The sequence below is a fragment of the Marinomonas sp. G8-14 genome, from assembly GCF_055808935.1.
In genome coordinates, this window is record NZ_CM147891.1 from 1,833,247 (window position 1) to 1,848,931 (window position 15,685).

The window sequence follows — 15,685 nt, forward strand, 5'->3', positions numbered from 1 at the left end:
CAGAGAACCCTTGGCAATACGAACAAATGCGGCTGTAGTTTTGTAAGTACGACTTCCCTCATGCCAATAAGTTACGAAATTGAATTGGAGACACTCCAAAGTAGCTTTTATAACAACGACTAAAATGACTAGCACTGACAAAGCCACTAGCTAAAGCAATCTCAGTTATGGATTTTTGGGTTTGTTGTAGCAAGCATTTTGCGTATCCAACTCTCAATTCAATGTAATATCGTACAGGACTTGTATTCAAGTACTGCTGAAATAAGCGCTCAATCTTCCTTCGAGAAAGCTGAGCATATTTCACCAATTCCTGCATACTTAATGGTTCCTCTATATTGTTTTCCATCAGTATCAAGATGTTTTCTAATACTTCTGAAGACACACTCTCCCGCTTTGGCTTAACTATCGAAGCACTCTGAACATTTTTTAATTGCTCAAAATGTAGGATTTCACCAACCGCTTTTGCCAACGACTCACCGTGTAGAAGTTCTAATACGTGCAGCAATAAACGCAATGTACTAATTACTCCTGTACTGCTTAAACAGTTTTCATAAATAGCATATGAATCCGGAGAGACCGACACAGTCTTAAAACATTCTTTTATAAAAGGATGATTATCTGGATGAATAGCAATGCTCTGATGGTCAACCAAACCCGCCTGAGCAAAAAAAACGCTACCATTCCACAAGCCGATTAAATAAGCACCTTTTGAGTGTTGTTGTCGGATAAATTTAACAATACGCTGGGAGTAACTCAAATCACTACGGAATCCACCGCAAATTATCACAATATCTAATGACAGTAATTCATCGTTCTTTTCTTCCGATAGGAGTAATGTTGTATTGATTTCAATTCCTAAGTCGCTTTTTACAATTGGCTTATCTAAGCCAATTGTAATGTACTCAAACGCTTGATTTTCATGAATCAAATTGCTTGTCACCAAAACATCTACAGCAACAGTAAAGTTAGCCATAGAAAAGTGATCTAACAACAAAAAACCAACTCGTACCCTATTCAATTTCGCCTTTTGACCACCCAAATGATAATAATGACTTTTTTCTAAACTGCTACAAAAGCGGCGACTACTTAATTGACTCATCGTGACCCTCCATAAACTATTACGCCCAGATTTTATTTATATAAAACAAAAACATGGGCGTAGCTAATATTATAAATACCCGAATAATTTAGGAAGATATAGCGCTAAAGGTGGCCAATATGTTGTTACCAGCATCACTGGCAAGGCAGCAAAAAACATAAAAAACAAGGCAGGTTTCATTACTTGACTCATGCCAACCTTACCAATCCGACAGGTCATAAATAAGATGGGGGCCATAGGAGGACTATTACAGCCAATTACCACACTAGTACCAACGATGGCGGCAAACTGTATTGGATCAACACCAATACTCACCATAACTGGAAGCAATAAGGGACTAATTATCGCCACCACACTCACATCATCCATAATCATGCCGAGCAATATCAAGAAAACATTTACGATTAATAGGATCAACAATTTATTTTGAAACACGTCCATCATAAATTCCGTCAACTCTTGTGGTACACGTTCAAATGTTAAAATGCGGCTCGAAACAAACGAGAACAACAAAATAACCATGATCACACCAGTAGTTGCCGCTGCACTAACCAAGCACTTAACTAATGTTTTCAAGCTCAATTCACGATACACAAACAAGCCAACAGGAATAGCATATACCACAGCAATTGCTGCCGCTTCAGTTGGCGTAAAAACACCGCCATAAATGCCTCCCAAAATAATCACAGGTAGCATCAAAGCCGGTATAGCCTTCCAAAAACTTTTATTGATTAATTCAGAACGCTCTCTAAAGGTTAATGTCACCGCCTCACCTGGTGCATTTCGCATTTTGATCCAGTTTAAAAAACACAATAAAATGATCAGTAAAATACCCGGGCCAATGGTTGCTAAAAAGCAGGCAGCAACAGATTGGCGAGTCACAACCGCATATAGAATCATCGTAAGGCTTGGTGGAATTAACAAACCTAATAAAGAAGAAATCCCCAATAATGCACTTGTGTATTCTCGCTTATAACCATGTTTCTCCATTGGATCGATCATAATCGTTCCAATGGATGCGACTGCAGCAGAAGCCGTACCAGAAATGGCACCAAATACGCCACATGCCACGACCATAGAGGATCCCATCCCCGTTCTAGACTTTCCAACCAAAGACTCAACAAAATGCACCAAACGAGAGGCCATACCACCAGCCTGCATCAAATAGCCTGTCATAACAAACAAAGGTAACGCCAAAAGAATAATAGAATTTACCGACCAAAAGCCGGTTGTCATGAGAGATGAGACATCAACATCATACACAATCGATAAAACAAGTGTCATTGCAGCAAACGAATAAACAACCGGAACGCCGATCATCATTAATACAATTACCGCGGCTATGGCTAATAGAGCACCCATAATTTTCCCCAAGCGTTATTAAGCGTTAATAAATTTCTGGTAGTCTTTGACAAAGTCACGAATCAGATAAAAAACTAGCGCAACACTACCAACAAACAAACTGCTTTGTGATAGATACCAAGGAAGTTTAAACACTGGTGTAGTTTGGGACTTTTTGATAGACCATGATAAAAGTTCGTAACTCCATGACACAAAGTACAACGCCATAATTAGTGATATGACAGTTGCTAAAACACTCATGCCAGCAATGAGCTTTTTATTCTTAAATATAACGGAAACAAAATCAGCAGTTAGATGAGAGCGATCTTTGGCGGCTAATACAGCCCCCATTAGATACAACCACATAGCAGAAATCAGCACGAGGCTCTTCCAGCCCAAATACTGGGATGTCAAGAATGGAGCGACTAAATACTCCCCAAGCCAAGATAAAAGCAACAGCGGCACTTAAACCAACAACAATAGGAGTGACTACCATTGTGATTAATTTATCGATCAGCACAATAAGACTGTTTAGAGAAAACATAAAAAACCTCGGATACATCAGGTAGGAGACAACTAAACAGAGGCTCTCTGTTTAGTTGTCTTAACGCGCGAACAAGATTTGCTAAACGGGATTACTGAGGAACAGATGCGTTAGCGCGAATTTTGTCCATGATGTCTTTACCCAATGATTCTTCTGCGATTGGCCAAACTTCTTCACGTACCTTCTTCACCCATATGCGCATATCATCAACACTTGGCTCGATGTATTTCATGCCATCTTCTTTTGCCTTTTTGATCCACTTGTCATCTTCCATCTTGGCATCAATAAATTGCTTGTTAATAACTTCCGCTGCCGAGTTTTCGATAATGGCCTGATCGAAAGCATCAAGCTTTTCCCATGTCGCGTCATTCATTAACATGGCATAAGATGAAAAGTTGTGTTTTGTGTGCACATAGTAGTCTAATTGATCACGAAAATACTCGTAATCCCAGTAAATAACGTTACTGGAATCGCCATCAACCACCCCAGTTTGAATGGATGTGTATACTTCATTCCAGTCAATTGGAACAGCTTGAAACCCCATAGCTTGGATAGTTTGAGGCAGAGGGAACACTGGGGCTGAGCGAACTTTCAATCCTTGCTCTACGGCTTGGGCATAACTTGTCGCATATTTACCTTTAGTCGCAACACCACCAAAGCCTTCTGGATAAGGTCCAAAGTATTTCAAACCAATATCTTTATATAGTGGGCCAAAAATAGCTTTTAACCAGCCACCTTCGCCATAAGCTTTCAGCGCATCATCCCAACCTAACGTTAGATACGGAATGTAATTAACACCTAAACGCTCATCGTAAGATGTTTGTGGCCGAGTCAACATCATGTCGATGTTGCCTTTTACTAGCTGATCAAACAATTCTTGTTGACCACCTAATTCGCCTTGATAGAAAATATTTACTTTCATTCGGCCATCAGATTTCTCACTAATCAAATCAGCCCACATCTGCATGGATTTCCCAGATGCTGAATCTCTGTCACCAGACTCTAAAGCCAAATTGAATTTATAAGAATCATTGCTCGCAAATGCTGACCCCATCGTGCTCACGGCCAATGAGGTTGTCATGGCAATCAATTTTGCATATTTTAAACCTATATTTAGTGCATTTTTCATATTATCCAGTTCCTTTATTTTTAAACGTTCAAGTCTTGCTTTCACGCTTTATTGTTAAACTTATTCTGGATTTACAGAATATGGTTTGCACTCCTGACGCGTCCAATAATATATTCGGCCATAAAACCATAACTTGAAGTCATCGATAACATCGCCACCACCCCCTAAAACAAAAAAAGCCGTCACAACAAGTGACAGCTAACTGCTTGTACAAAAACTGCTTGTAGAAAAATTAATTACAGTTCAATCCCAGAAAGCCATTCTTTCCACTTGAGCGTGGCATTCGCTCCCAGCGATAAAAATGGTTCTGGTGGTAAGCGTTTAGGCTCTTGGTAAATTAAAAATTCATCCAGTAGCTCGGTTTTCCCAAGCACGGCTTTATCAACAGCCATCATGCCAGACAACATGCCTTTCACCGTACCCAGTCCATTCTGACAACAAGCAGACCAAACCCTATTTTCTATTTCACCAAAGGCAGGTACTGAGTTATAAGTTAAACACAGCCGTCCTCCCCAGCGGTATTCCATATCTACCCCTTTAAGCATCGGAAAACGCCGTGCGAAAGACCTGTCTTGCAACCTTGCAGCGTCTTTCAAATTACCTTCTGACGCCTCCATTGATTGATTCAATGTTGCGTGATTACGCACCACAATACGATGCCCAGATCCGGCATGATCTGATATTTTACGAATTGTACTGCCCATAGGGTCGGCAGGTAATACGCCCCAATTTTCGATACCACCTAACGCTTTTAACTCATGATTTTTAAGAGCCTCGGGTCATAGACGAATAGGTAAAAATATGCAGCAAAGACTGTTTAAAAAAACCGAAAGATTGTATGTGACCATTAACTGCCATAATCACATTTTTAGCCCTCACAGACCCATTCGCACAAATCAAAGTATGCACACTGTCGTTAAGTTTCATTTCAACAACAGGCGAGCACTCATACACCTGAACACCTTCTAAAGCCAAGCCTTTATATGCCGAGTGTATATACCCTGCTGGCTGAATCATTGCCGTTTTAGCCGTTCTCAATCCTTTGGTGTAAAACTGAGTACCCAACAGTGAATAAAGCTCATCAGCCCCCAACAATTCATAAGGTTCATCTAAAGCTGTCAAATGTTTCGCGTAAGTTTCAATACTGCGATAGCCACGCTCTGTCGCAGACGCTGTAATTTTTCCCGATCGGCTAAATAACGCTTTATCCATACCGTATTGATGAGCAATGCTTTCAGCCATCGTTATCGCTTCTCGATTCAAACGGATCTGGCGAAGATCTTGTTCTTTAGAGCCTACGTACGTATCAGAATTCAACTCATGAGGCAGGTCCAACATAAAACCGCTATTTCGCCCTGCTGGGCCTTGAGCAATACCTCGCGCCTCAATAACGGCTATACGCTCTTTGCTCCCTAATAACTGCAATAACCGTTTTGCCGCACCAAGACCCGCAAAACCACCACCAATCACAACCCAATCGACCTCGATATCCGTATCTACAGCAGGAAATGAGGATTTATCTTTGTAAATTTCATTCCAGCCTGCAGGTCCAGGATCTTTAGGTAGACGCTTTGTCTTTATTGTTTTGACCATAATGAATACCACATCACAAAAGCCATAAGCCGTGCCAACGCACGGCCGACATAAATCAAGCACCACGGCATCGGGTACCTGTAGGCAATGCTCTATTTAGAGTGATCGTTTAAATCAATCCAAATAGTTTTTAGCTCGGTATATTGATCATGTGCATGAATCGAATTATCCCGACCACCAAATCCAGACAACTTATACCCACCAAATGGCGTTGAAATATCACCTTCACCAAAGCAGTTAACCGTCACTGTTCCGGCCTTAATAGCACGAGCCGCTTTGATAGCGCGCTTAGAATTTGCCGTAAAAACAGACGCGGCAAGGCCATATTCAGTATCATTTGCAACGGCCATTGCTTCTTCGAAGCTGGATACCGTAATGACAGAGAGAATGGGGCCAAAAATCTCTTCTTGTGCCATACGATCACCATTCTTAACACCTGCAAAAATAGTTGGCTCTATAAACCGACCGTCTACCGAATTACCACCAATAACAACGTCATAACCTTCTGTTTTACCCAGCTCCAAATAGTCACACACCTTTTTAAAATGGCCTTGATCAATCATAGGACCAAGATTGTTTTCAGGGTTCAGTGGATCCCCTAAACGCCAATCAGCAGAGCGCTTTTTAATGTGTTCAAGTAATGAATCTTTGATTCCTTCTTGGACAATCAAACGAGACCCTGCAGAACAGTTCTCTCCCATATTCCAAAAGGCGGCCGCACAAACTTGTTGTGCAACGTAATCAAGGTCTTCAGCATCATCTAGCACCACACATGGGTTTTTACCACCCAGCTCTAATACTACTTTTTTCAAATTGGATTCAGCGGAATACTGTAAAAAACGACGACCCGTTACAGTTGATCCAGTAAAGGTCACCATGTCCACATCCATATGACGACCAATAGATTCACCTACCGCAACGCCTCCGCCAGTAATGACATTTAAAACTCCGGCAGGGAAGCCCGCTTCAGACGCCAATTCTGCTATTCGAATAGCCGTCAACGAGGTCTGTTCAGCCGGCTTCACAACCATAGAGCAGCCAGCAGCTAACGCAGGGGCAATCTTCCATGCCAACATGAGCAATGGAAAATTCCATGGAAGAACAGCACCAACAACACCAACCGCTTCGCGTACCACCATCGACATTGCCCCCGCCCCAACAGGAGCGGTTTGATCGTAAATTTTATCGATCAACTCCGCATGCCAACGTACCGTGTGTACGAACTCAGGTATGTCAATTGATTCGCAATCACAAATCGGCTTACCTGAATCTAAACTTTCCATAACCGCAAGTTCGTGTTGATTTTTCTCAACCAGGTCACACAAAGCTAATAAAATGCCTTTGCGCTCACTTGGATGCATTTCACTCCAAACACCGGAATCAAATGCATTTTTAGCGGATGCGACAGCATAATCCACATCAACAGATTGGCAGGCAGTAATATGCGCCAGTACTTCGCCGGTTGCTGGGTTCTTTGAGGTAAACGTTTCACCACCGAGCGCTTGATAAGATTTACCATTAATGAAGCAGCGAGTAGGCAATACTAAATTTTTGGCAATTTTTTGATAGCCTGATGTTGTTAAAAAATCTGACATGTTCCTTTCCTCTTTTTTTATATATTGAGTACCCCAAAATGCGATAAAAGCGCTACGCGATGATTTCAGAAATTTCTTTTTTCAAAATACCAATCACTTTCTCAAGAGCATCTTTTTCAACTTGATCCAACCCCATCAAAGGCGAACGAACCACTCCGGCATCGCGACCATCAAATGCCACACCATGCTTAACACTTTGAATAAACTTGCCACCTTGCTCCAAAACACTCATAAGTGGCATCATCGCAGCCATTATTTTACGACCCTTGTTAAAGTCGTTTTCAATGATGCATGCGTTATAAAGTGCAATATGTTCTTTCGGCAAAAAATTAGAACCAGCACATACCCAACCTTTCGCTCCCCAAGCAAAAAATTCCAATGCTTGATCGTCCATGCCACACGTCACTTGAATATTTGGGTAATCATTCATCAGCATATGTAAACGATTGATGTCCCCTGAGCTTTCCTTGATACCGCAGATATTTTTTGCCCCCTTAACAAGCTCAAAAAACTCTGGCTCCATATTGATACCCATACGATCTGGGTAGTTATAAAGCATGATCGGCATATCAGCGATACGGTCGATTTCTAACGCTAATGTCGCTAATTCTTTCTGAGTTGGCAGAGAGTACGGCGGTGTTGCAAGGAGAAGGCAATCGGCACCGGCATCTTTCGCTCGTGCAGCTAACCATAGAGAATCTTGAGGATTCACAGAGCCCGTACCAAAAATGATAGTCAAATCTGCGCCAACCACTTTGCGAGCTTTTATTAGGAGATCAAGACGTTCCTCAAGGGTTTCCACATAGTATTCGCCAGTCGTACCACCAATCATCAAACCATGAACACCGGAGTCTTTTAAATACTGAACATGCTCTAAGAAAGCATCAAAATTGATGGAACCATCTTCAAAGAAAGGGGTGATAACCGGAGTGTAGATCCCTGCAAATTTCATTTTAATTACCTTATTTCGAAGTATGCTAATATCATAGTGAACTAAGTCACCACGCCTAGATTGATATTACCGAGCGCATCGAAACTGTCACAATCAACCATTTCTCCGATCAATTGATAAGGCTAGGTTATGGTTAATAAAAACCACGAACAACAATACTAATTTGATCTCCGATAAAACCATTCATATTTAAAACCACATCAAGAGAAGACTATCGTCACTACAACTCAAGCATTCTAATCAGCCAAGCGAGTCCATAGAAACATCGCTATACGACCAAACAGAAATCGGTAAAACCCATCACATGTAATGTTTGGGTGAGATAGAAAAGTCTATAAAAAGGTAGGTAGCGAGGGTTAGGAGGAAGATAAGGCTAATATAATTCCCTGCCCCAGCAAAAGCCGGGGGATAAGTCACCTGAAGCAACTAACATCGCTTTTTGAATAAGTTCGATAAGTTTTTCTCTATATCTGCAATAAACCACTTACGAAACACCTGTAAAGCCTCCTTACTTTCATTCCGCTCTGCGTAAGATAGATAGTGTTTTTTCTCTCGGTAGGTAATTTCTTTCTCACCCACTTTCACTAATATTCCTTGTTCAATTAATGGCGCAACAAGATGATGCCACCCCAGACAAACGCCATGCCCTGACACAGCTAACTGGATTAACATATTGTAATCATTGGTATTAAAGTAATGTACTTGCCCAGTAACTTCCGAGCCTATCCCCAAGCTATTGAGCCAAACATCCCAATCCACATGCTCAGCTACTTGCGAGCGACCATAAGGCGTCAGATTCAACAAAGTCACATCATCTATACTGATAAAACTAATCAGCTCTGGGTGTTCCTCCAAATATAAAGCCGAACAAACAGGATAAATTAAGTCATGAAATAGCGGTTCTGAATGATACCCCTCTCTAGGATCACTCAACTTACTAATAAAAATATCAGGATATACCCCTGGCTCTGTATGCAGCATACTGCTGGTCGAAATGACATTTATGTCAATATCAGGATACCTTTTAACAAAATCAGGCAATCGATTCGTTAACCAAAATGAAGAAAATGCAGGCGTACAACAAATACTCAACTCCTTCTTTTTATTTGCTGACGACTGTATACGCTGAGCAGCTTGAGCGATATTGACAAAAGACAAATATGCCGCATCATAAAATATCTGTCCTGCCTCTGTCAGCTCTACCGCTCGTCCCGTTCGCTTAAAAAGAGAAACCCCTAACACGGCTTCTAACTCTCTAATTTGACGACTGATTGCAGCTTGAGTAACACAAAGTGCTTCGGCAGCACGAGTAAAATTTAAATACTTCGCAGCAGCAACAAAGGATTTTACCGCCCTAAGGGATGGCATTTTCAATAAAATCTGATCCGGCTCAATTGGCTTTGCCATACTCTACTCTTTTAAATATTTTAAACATATTAAGCAGTATTGCTCATTCTAAAATATCACGCTCAGCCTTTTTTACTAAGAAAACTTAAAACAGACCCCAACTCAATATCAAGGCTTACACTTGCCCCCCCACCTTCACTAAGGCTATGAGCCTGCAAGATGCAACCATCGCAACACTGGGTATACAGCATCAAAATATCCTCTCTGTTTAAAAGAGTCCCACAGACTGCATAGCGTAACAAAGAGGTTTAATCGAGAGATTCAATACTTCAATGAACGGATGACATTAACAAACGCATAGATTGGTACACTTCGTGAATTTAGATGGGCTGGATAATAACGATTGGTGGGGAAGTGAGCAAACTGGGTTCCATTAAAACACTTTGGATTCCCGACTTTTATTCCGGCCTGCTGGACGAGAGCTTAGTACCTTCCCCTTTTGTCTTCCAAGGGGAAGGCGGAGGATGGGGTTGTTCTTTGGTTCCATTCAAACGCTTTGGATTCCCGACCTTTATTCCGCCCCGCTGGGCGAGAGCTTAGTTCCGTCCCCTTTTGTCTTCCAAGGGGAAGGCGGAGGATGGGGTTGTTCTTTGGTTCCATTCAAACGTTTTGGATTCCCAACCTTTATTCCGCCCCGCTGGGCGGGTAACTTTTGCCCAGATCCGCAAAAGTAACCAAAAGGTCTCTTCTCGGGCTTTCGCCCAAACGTCTCATTTACATTGTTTAACATCTCGTCTAGCAACACGACTTTTATCGTAAGGCATAGATTGGTTCTGCTGCTGGAGAGAATCTTTCCGTTAATGACTCGGAAACTCCATAGAGTCGCGCAATCGGGATTGCGTCGAAGGGTGTTTAACACCTTGCTCAACTGCAGTTTGTTACGTGATTAAATTCCAGCAGAGCCTATTTAAAAAAATACTGTGATGATCAACTACGTGCCTCGGAATGCCATGACTGTCAAAGTAGCCAACCCAATATTTTACTGTTTTAAAAACATAGTCAGTTAAGTTTTCAGTTGTGCCATCAGTAAATGTGACAATAAAACTTGGACTTTCTTCAGTTCGAGACTCTCGATACTCCGCGCTTTGCCGAGCTTTTTCCATTTTTGCTGGTATGTTTTCAGTAGAGTAAAAAACAACGCCTTGGATTATTGAAGATGAAGTTCCTTTTACATCAGGGGTATACATTGTAATTTTGAAATGTTTCACTGAATTAGCTATATCCTTTGCTATAACTAAATACTTTTCGTTGTCCCATGCTTCGTTGAGCTGCTTTTTATTTTCTTGCAGAGAAAGATAATTGATGCACCAGTCTCGCAGAGAATGAGCCGTAACAGAAAAGTTAAAAAAGTGATCCATCAGATTCTCTGGATTATCTTCAAAATTAACTCTATTGCCTTCTCTCACCAGCTTTAGCAGCATATCTTTGGGTTCATTGATTCCTGAAATGAATGACATTCTTTACCTCCTTTCCACATAACGCTGAGGCTCACGCGCTGATTTGGAGCCGCGAAGCGGCGGAAAATCGGTCGCTATGCAGCCGATTGTTATACTATTTAAACTTTCTTTTGGCATGGTATGGAAGGATGTATACGCCTTGAAGAAGATGCTCAACCACATCAAAAGCTAACCCTAATTGAACGTTAGAATGTGGCTTTACCTCATGCGCTGCGTCATTTCCGAGCACTCTAAGCTTATGAAGTATTTCTGCACCCTCTTTAGTTAGAACTCTTTGTTCGACCAAGCTATTTATCTTAGCATATAGGTCTTTTCCAGTCGCAGCTTGGTCTTTGCACGCAGCCTCTATTATTGCTCGCAGGCCAATACCTGTAAGTACTGGGCTGTTTCTATTCAAAGCGTTTAATGTTTCAGTGTAGATTCTCTGAAGCTTATCGGGAAAAAGATGGTCGTCAGACAACCCAGTTCGATTCTTTTCTGGGTTTGGGTAGTAATCTTCGAATTTTACATACTCAGCCTCCCAACCATCTGGATCGGCAGAATGCTCTATGTCTTCCGAGTTGGTATGTGTCTGCCGAAACATGACTGTCTCACACCCCTGACACTGAATTATCTGGTACTCGTTATCCCAGCCGTAAAGCAGCGCGTGATCAGTTTCTTCTCTTCCAGCCAACTCAATATCCGCTAAGATCTTATGCTTGGTGCTTCTCTTACAAACACCGCAAGGAGCGTCAATAATCTCATTTATTTGCTTGTCTTTTTCGGTAGTAATTTTCGGCATCAGACAACCCTATTTTGTAATAATTAAGGGTTATACGGCAGCATAGCTGCGGCTATAACCCACTGTTGAACGGCTACGTTGTCTATATAGGGGGATTGCTTTTTTCATGGTAGGACTTCCCTGTTATATAACTCGCTAAATACCAGCGTCTGTCTGGACTATGTCGCTTCACATCGCCTTTGATCGCCGCTACATTGATTCTTAATTTGCTCTTTTTTAGCGCGATTTCACCCGAGAGGCAAGAGATTCCCTCAGTCCTTATGACCTGATCAGTTTTTTAGAACTTACTCTTCTCTGTCGCTCCGTGAAGCGGCTTAGCTCAAAAATTAATAGTGCGCATGTGCATTTAGTTTTTTGTAGTCCTGAAGAACAACTGCATGAGAAAATGAAAAAAGGTTGGGAATACAAAGCGTTTGAATGCAACCTAAATTCCGTATGGAACTGAAGCCACGATCTACAACCCAAGCTCGTCATGGTAATTTATCAACGTGGTATAACCAAAGCGCTGAAGATTCGGGAGCTTTCCCATTTTGGCCTGTGAGACATAGTCGTTTACGTATTTTTCAAATTGCCGTTGAATTTTGTCTCTGTTATTTTTTACTTTTTGGTATTCCGCTTCGCTACGAAGTTTGAATGCTTTGGGCTGTAGGTCGTCTTCTGTGATGATGATGGCTTTGGAGTAGTCAACACCATTCCATACACCATTGTGGAATACGGTTTTAAACCCATGTTTATGAGCCATATTGCTTCTGAATGGAATCGCAAAGGTGATATTTTGAATCTTGACTGGAATCACACCATAACCACGATCTTTTTTACTCATGGTTTCTTTTAGTGTAATTATTCGATTGTAAGCAGCTTCTGTTAACAGCCTGATCTTCATAACTATCCTTGTTATAAAAAACAAAAAGCCCTTATAAAATAAGGGCTTTTCGAGTAGAACTTCCATTGAGGTTGATGCTATTTATTGCGGGGATGCCTCTACCGCCGCGACTTCAAATGAGGTTGGTGTTTTTCATGTGGGGATGCCTCTACCGCCACGTCATCTACACCCTTAGTATCGCTATCTTGGATAATGATGTCAACCAACTGTACATTTATCAACCTAAAAGATATACCGAACCAAGCCTAAATAAACACACCATCATTGACCGTCAATGATTGATTCCTGCCTTCGCGGGCACTTGTCCCCTTGTGGAAAATGACTTGCATCTGGTACGAAGAAAACGGCGGATCACGGTCGTGCCTCCCTCATCCGCCCTACGAAAATCTGCCTCTATGAAGCAGTCAATTCGACGCGACGAAGTTGCGCGACCCTATGGCGTTTCAGGGTCAGTTAAAAATACCATTTCTAAAATCATCAAAAACAATCTATGCCTTACTGCCCTAGAGCGTAGGAAGTAATCATGCACCTACGAAGAAAATCAGGCATTAAAGATCTTAAAGCGAATTTTTGGTTACTTTTTGGGCGCTAGCAAAAAGTTACCCGCTCAGCAGAGCGGAAAAAAGGTTGGGGATAAAAAGCGTTTGAATGGAATCTAAATTCCGCGTCGCCCTGAAGGACGACCTACATGTGAAAGCTTCGCTTTCAACGGCGCTCTTATATTACAGAAAAGCGGTCGTACCTCCCTCATCACGCCCTACGATTGGCATTGCGATATCAAGTAAAAAATTGCAAACGATTAGCTACGAAGAAATCAGTTCGACGCGACGAAGTTGCGCGACTTTATGGAGTTTCAGGGTCATTGTTTGATGATCTATCTCTGACTAAATAAGCAATCTATGCCTTACTACCCTAGAGCGTAGGAAGTAATCATGCACCTACGAAGAAAATCAGGCATTAAAGATCTTAAAGCGAATTTTTGGTTACTTTTTGGGCGCTAGCAAAAAGTTACCCGCTCAGCAGAGCGGAATAAACCTGCAGCTAAAAGCAATTGAGAAGAAACAAATATCCTTTAAAGCCCAAAGAAATAACCCCACCCTAACCCTCCCCTTGGAAGACATAAGGGGAGGGAATTTAGACACAAAAAAAGAGGCCGGAGCCTCTTTCTTAAAAAAATTTGCAATGAAAAACTAGTTCTCGCCGGAGATCCGGCTGCCAACCGCGGAGGTTTGGTCTTTGTACTTGGCGTTGGCGCGTTTGTTATAAGGGCGATCCGCCGAGCCAGACATGGTCTCGAAGTTGATGGCTCCAATGGTCATACCTGGGCTTAGGGCGATGGGCAGTTTGCCGCCGTTGAGGAATTCAAGCACGATGCCGCCGCTCCAACCTGGGTCGATGCGGTGCGCGGTGACATGAACCATTAAGCCGAGGCGCGCTAAGGAGGAGCGACCATCGAGCCAGCCGACTAGGTTGTCAGGAAGAGTGACAGATTCTTTGGTCACGCCAAGCACCAATTCGCCCGGATGGATGAAGAAAGGCTTGCCGTCTTCAACGAGGATTTCGTCGCTCATGACGGATTCGATGACTTTGCTTAAGTCGGCTTTTGAGCTGCTTAGGTCGAGGTATGGCGCTGGGTGACCTTGGAAGACTCGAAACGAGTTACCCAATCGCAAATCCACAGACACACCGCTGATGACGCTGTTATCAGGGCGAGGTTCAATCACAATAGAACCTTCATCTAGGGCTTTTATAATATCTCGGTCACACAAACGCATTACTTTTCCTCAGTCGTCGCTCATGCCAATGGTCGGCATGGCTATTTGTTCATTCTGTTGGGATGCAAGGGTAGCACCAAGCTTGCGCGCAATCGACTGATAAATGCCTGCCGTATCACTTTCTGGCGCATTAACGACGATGGGGCGACCTGCGTCGCTTTGTTCTCGAATGGCGAGGCTAAGTGGCAATTTGCCCAATACATTGACATTATATTCTTTTGCTAGGCTGGCACCGCCTTCGTCACCGAAGATGGCTTCGTGGTGGCCGCAGTTGGAACAGATGTGCGTCGACATATTTTCCACCACGCCCAACACAGGAATTTTCACCTTGTTAAACATTTCGATACCACGACGAGCATCCAGTAAGGCGATGTCTTGTGGTGTGGTCACGATAACGGAACCCGCCACTGGCACTTTTTGCGCTAGGGTTAATTGGATGTCCCCTGTGCCCGGTGGCATGTCGATGAATAAGTAGTCGAGATCATTCCAGTCAGTTTGCGTCAAGATCTGCATCAAGGCACCCGTTACCATGGGGCCACGCCACGCTACAGGGGTGTCTTTCGTGGTTAAAAATGCCATGGACATCACTTGCACGCCAAACGCGGTAGGCGGCACAAAAAATTTGTCTTCGCGTACTTGTGGACGTGTGCCTTCGGCGAAACCAAGCAACATGCCTTGGCTTGGGCCATAGATGTCAGCATCCAAAATACCAACGCGCGCGCCCTCTTTTGCCATGGCAAGGGCAAGGTTTACTGTGGTGGTAGATTTGCCCACGCCACCTTTACCAGACGCCACGGCGATGATGTTCTTCACACCTTTTAGCCCGGCGATGTTGCCCTGCGTGGCATGGCTTGTGATTTGGCACTCAATGTCTAGTACCAATTCACGGGGATCTGCCATGATGGCTTTTATCTTGGTCTCTAAAGCCGTTTGTTGTGTTTGTGTTGGATAGCCTAGGGTCAAGGTGACATGAACACGATGATTGTCCGCGAGGACTTTCCATACAGGGCCGTACGCTTGCCCTGTGTTGTCATCAATAAGGGCTTCTAATCTCGCCTGTAATTGGGCATCAGTTAACATGGGAACTCCTAGTGAGGCGGTAATATCGAATAGTATTTAATTTTTGGGA

At 42.8% G+C, this 15,685-nt stretch carries 14 protein-coding genes; all 14 read right to left on the reverse strand.

Annotated features, from left to right (window positions below; genetic code table 11):
• Nucleotides 1-58: 58 nt before the first annotated feature.
• The 14 genes from AC0L6V_RS09355 to apbC all read right to left on the reverse strand — a co-directional run bounded on the left by AC0L6V_RS09355 (nucleotide 59) and on the right by apbC (nucleotide 15,636).
• Nucleotides 59-1,099, reverse strand: coding sequence for a GlxA family transcriptional regulator (locus tag AC0L6V_RS09355; RefSeq protein ID WP_265219046.1), 1,041 nt, complete (start codon nucleotides 1,097-1,099; stop codon nucleotides 59-61).
• Between the two features lie 69 nt (nucleotides 1,100-1,168).
• Entirely contained in the window at nucleotides 1,169-2,461 is a 1,293-nt protein-coding gene (locus tag AC0L6V_RS09360) for a TRAP transporter large permease (RefSeq protein ID WP_265219045.1), read from the reverse strand.
• Between the two features lie 18 nt (nucleotides 2,462-2,479).
• A complete protein-coding gene (locus AC0L6V_RS09365; protein ID WP_418138964.1) occupies nucleotides 2,480-2,905 on the reverse strand; it encodes a TRAP transporter small permease in 426 nt (141 codons plus the stop codon).
• A 170-nt stretch (nucleotides 2,906-3,075) separates the two neighbouring features.
• Nucleotides 3,076-4,113, reverse strand: a complete 1,038-nt coding sequence (dctP, locus tag AC0L6V_RS09370; RefSeq protein WP_418138965.1) for a TRAP transporter substrate-binding protein DctP — start codon at nucleotides 4,111-4,113, stop codon at nucleotides 3,076-3,078.
• A 236-nt stretch (nucleotides 4,114-4,349) separates the two neighbouring features.
• Nucleotides 4,350-4,817: an FAD-binding oxidoreductase/lyase gene (locus tag AC0L6V_RS09375; protein ID WP_265219042.1), complete on the reverse strand. Its 468-nt coding sequence runs from the start codon at nucleotides 4,815-4,817 to the stop codon at nucleotides 4,350-4,352.
• Nucleotides 4,818-4,878: 61 nt separating this feature from the next.
• Complete coding sequence (locus AC0L6V_RS09380) at nucleotides 4,879-5,706, reverse strand: NAD(P)/FAD-dependent oxidoreductase (protein WP_418138966.1); 828 nt, start codon at nucleotides 5,704-5,706, stop codon at nucleotides 4,879-4,881.
• A gap of 92 nt (nucleotides 5,707-5,798) precedes the next feature.
• Nucleotides 5,799-7,301: an aldehyde dehydrogenase gene (locus AC0L6V_RS09385; RefSeq protein ID WP_265219040.1), complete on the reverse strand. Its 1,503-nt coding sequence runs from the start codon at nucleotides 7,299-7,301 to the stop codon at nucleotides 5,799-5,801.
• 52 nt (nucleotides 7,302-7,353) lie between these two features.
• Nucleotides 7,354-8,253 (reverse strand): dihydrodipicolinate synthase family protein, encoded by a 900-nt coding sequence (locus AC0L6V_RS09390; RefSeq protein WP_409419713.1) that lies wholly within the window; start codon nucleotides 8,251-8,253, stop codon nucleotides 7,354-7,356.
• A gap of 426 nt (nucleotides 8,254-8,679) precedes the next feature.
• Nucleotides 8,680-9,660 carry a LysR family transcriptional regulator gene (locus tag AC0L6V_RS09395; protein ID WP_265219038.1) on the reverse strand — a complete coding sequence of 327 codons (981 nt, stop codon included), beginning with the start codon at nucleotides 9,658-9,660 and terminating at the stop codon, nucleotides 8,680-8,682.
• An 878-nt stretch (nucleotides 9,661-10,538) separates the two neighbouring features.
• The gene (locus AC0L6V_RS09400) at nucleotides 10,539-11,117 is read right to left on the reverse strand and encodes a hypothetical protein (RefSeq protein WP_265219036.1); all 579 of its coding nucleotides are present in this window, start codon (nucleotides 11,115-11,117) and stop codon (nucleotides 10,539-10,541) included.
• A 94-nt stretch (nucleotides 11,118-11,211) separates the two neighbouring features.
• Nucleotides 11,212-11,898 carry a DUF4145 domain-containing protein gene (locus AC0L6V_RS09405; protein WP_265219035.1) on the reverse strand — a complete coding sequence of 229 codons (687 nt, stop codon included), beginning with the start codon at nucleotides 11,896-11,898 and terminating at the stop codon, nucleotides 11,212-11,214.
• Between the two features lie 454 nt (nucleotides 11,899-12,352).
• Nucleotides 12,353-12,781, reverse strand: a complete 429-nt coding sequence (gene tenpIN / locus AC0L6V_RS09410) for a type III toxin-antitoxin system TenpIN family toxin (protein ID WP_265219034.1) — start codon at nucleotides 12,779-12,781, stop codon at nucleotides 12,353-12,355.
• 1,190 nt (nucleotides 12,782-13,971) lie between these two features.
• Nucleotides 13,972-14,556, reverse strand: coding sequence for a dCTP deaminase (gene dcd, locus AC0L6V_RS09415; protein ID WP_111606944.1), 585 nt, complete (start codon nucleotides 14,554-14,556; stop codon nucleotides 13,972-13,974).
• Nucleotides 14,557-14,565: 9 nt separating this feature from the next.
• Nucleotides 14,566-15,636: an iron-sulfur cluster carrier protein ApbC gene (gene apbC, locus AC0L6V_RS09420; protein WP_265219029.1), complete on the reverse strand. Its 1,071-nt coding sequence runs from the start codon at nucleotides 15,634-15,636 to the stop codon at nucleotides 14,566-14,568.
• Between the last annotated feature and the right edge of the window lie 49 nt (nucleotides 15,637-15,685).

Bases quoted from the DNA above. Each gene is read 5' to 3' on its own strand.
- AC0L6V_RS09355 (WP_265219046.1), bottom strand. From the start codon at position 1,099: ATGAGTCAATTAAGTAGTCGCCGCTTTTGTAGCAGTTTAGAAAAAAGT.
- AC0L6V_RS09360 (WP_265219045.1), bottom strand. From the start codon at position 2,461: ATGGGTGCTCTATTAGCCATAGCCGCGGTAATTGTATTAATGATGATC.
- dctP (WP_418138965.1), bottom strand. From the start codon at position 4,113: ATGAAAAATGCACTAAATATAGGTTTAAAATATGCAAAATTGATTGCC.
- AC0L6V_RS09375 (WP_265219042.1), bottom strand. From the start codon at position 4,817: ATGGGCAGTACAATTCGTAAAATATCAGATCATGCCGGATCTGGGCAT.
- AC0L6V_RS09380 (WP_418138966.1), bottom strand. From the start codon at position 5,706: ATGGTCAAAACAATAAAGACAAAGCGTCTACCTAAAGATCCTGGACCT.
- AC0L6V_RS09385 (WP_265219040.1), bottom strand. From the start codon at position 7,301: ATGTCAGATTTTTTAACAACATCAGGCTATCAAAAAATTGCCAAAAAT.
- AC0L6V_RS09390 (WP_409419713.1), bottom strand. From the start codon at position 8,253: ATGAAATTTGCAGGGATCTACACTCCGGTTATCACCCCTTTCTTTGAA.
- AC0L6V_RS09395 (WP_265219038.1), bottom strand. From the start codon at position 9,660: ATGGCAAAGCCAATTGAGCCGGATCAGATTTTATTGAAAATGCCATCC.
- AC0L6V_RS09400 (WP_265219036.1), bottom strand. From the start codon at position 11,117: ATGTCATTCATTTCAGGAATCAATGAACCCAAAGATATGCTGCTAAAG.
- AC0L6V_RS09405 (WP_265219035.1), bottom strand. From the start codon at position 11,898: ATGCCGAAAATTACTACCGAAAAAGACAAGCAAATAAATGAGATTATT.
- tenpIN (WP_265219034.1), bottom strand. From the start codon at position 12,781: ATGAAGATCAGGCTGTTAACAGAAGCTGCTTACAATCGAATAATTACA.
- dcd (WP_111606944.1), bottom strand. From the start codon at position 14,556: ATGCGTTTGTGTGACCGAGATATTATAAAAGCCCTAGATGAAGGTTCT.
- apbC (WP_265219029.1), bottom strand. From the start codon at position 15,636: ATGTTAACTGATGCCCAATTACAGGCGAGATTAGAAGCCCTTATTGAT.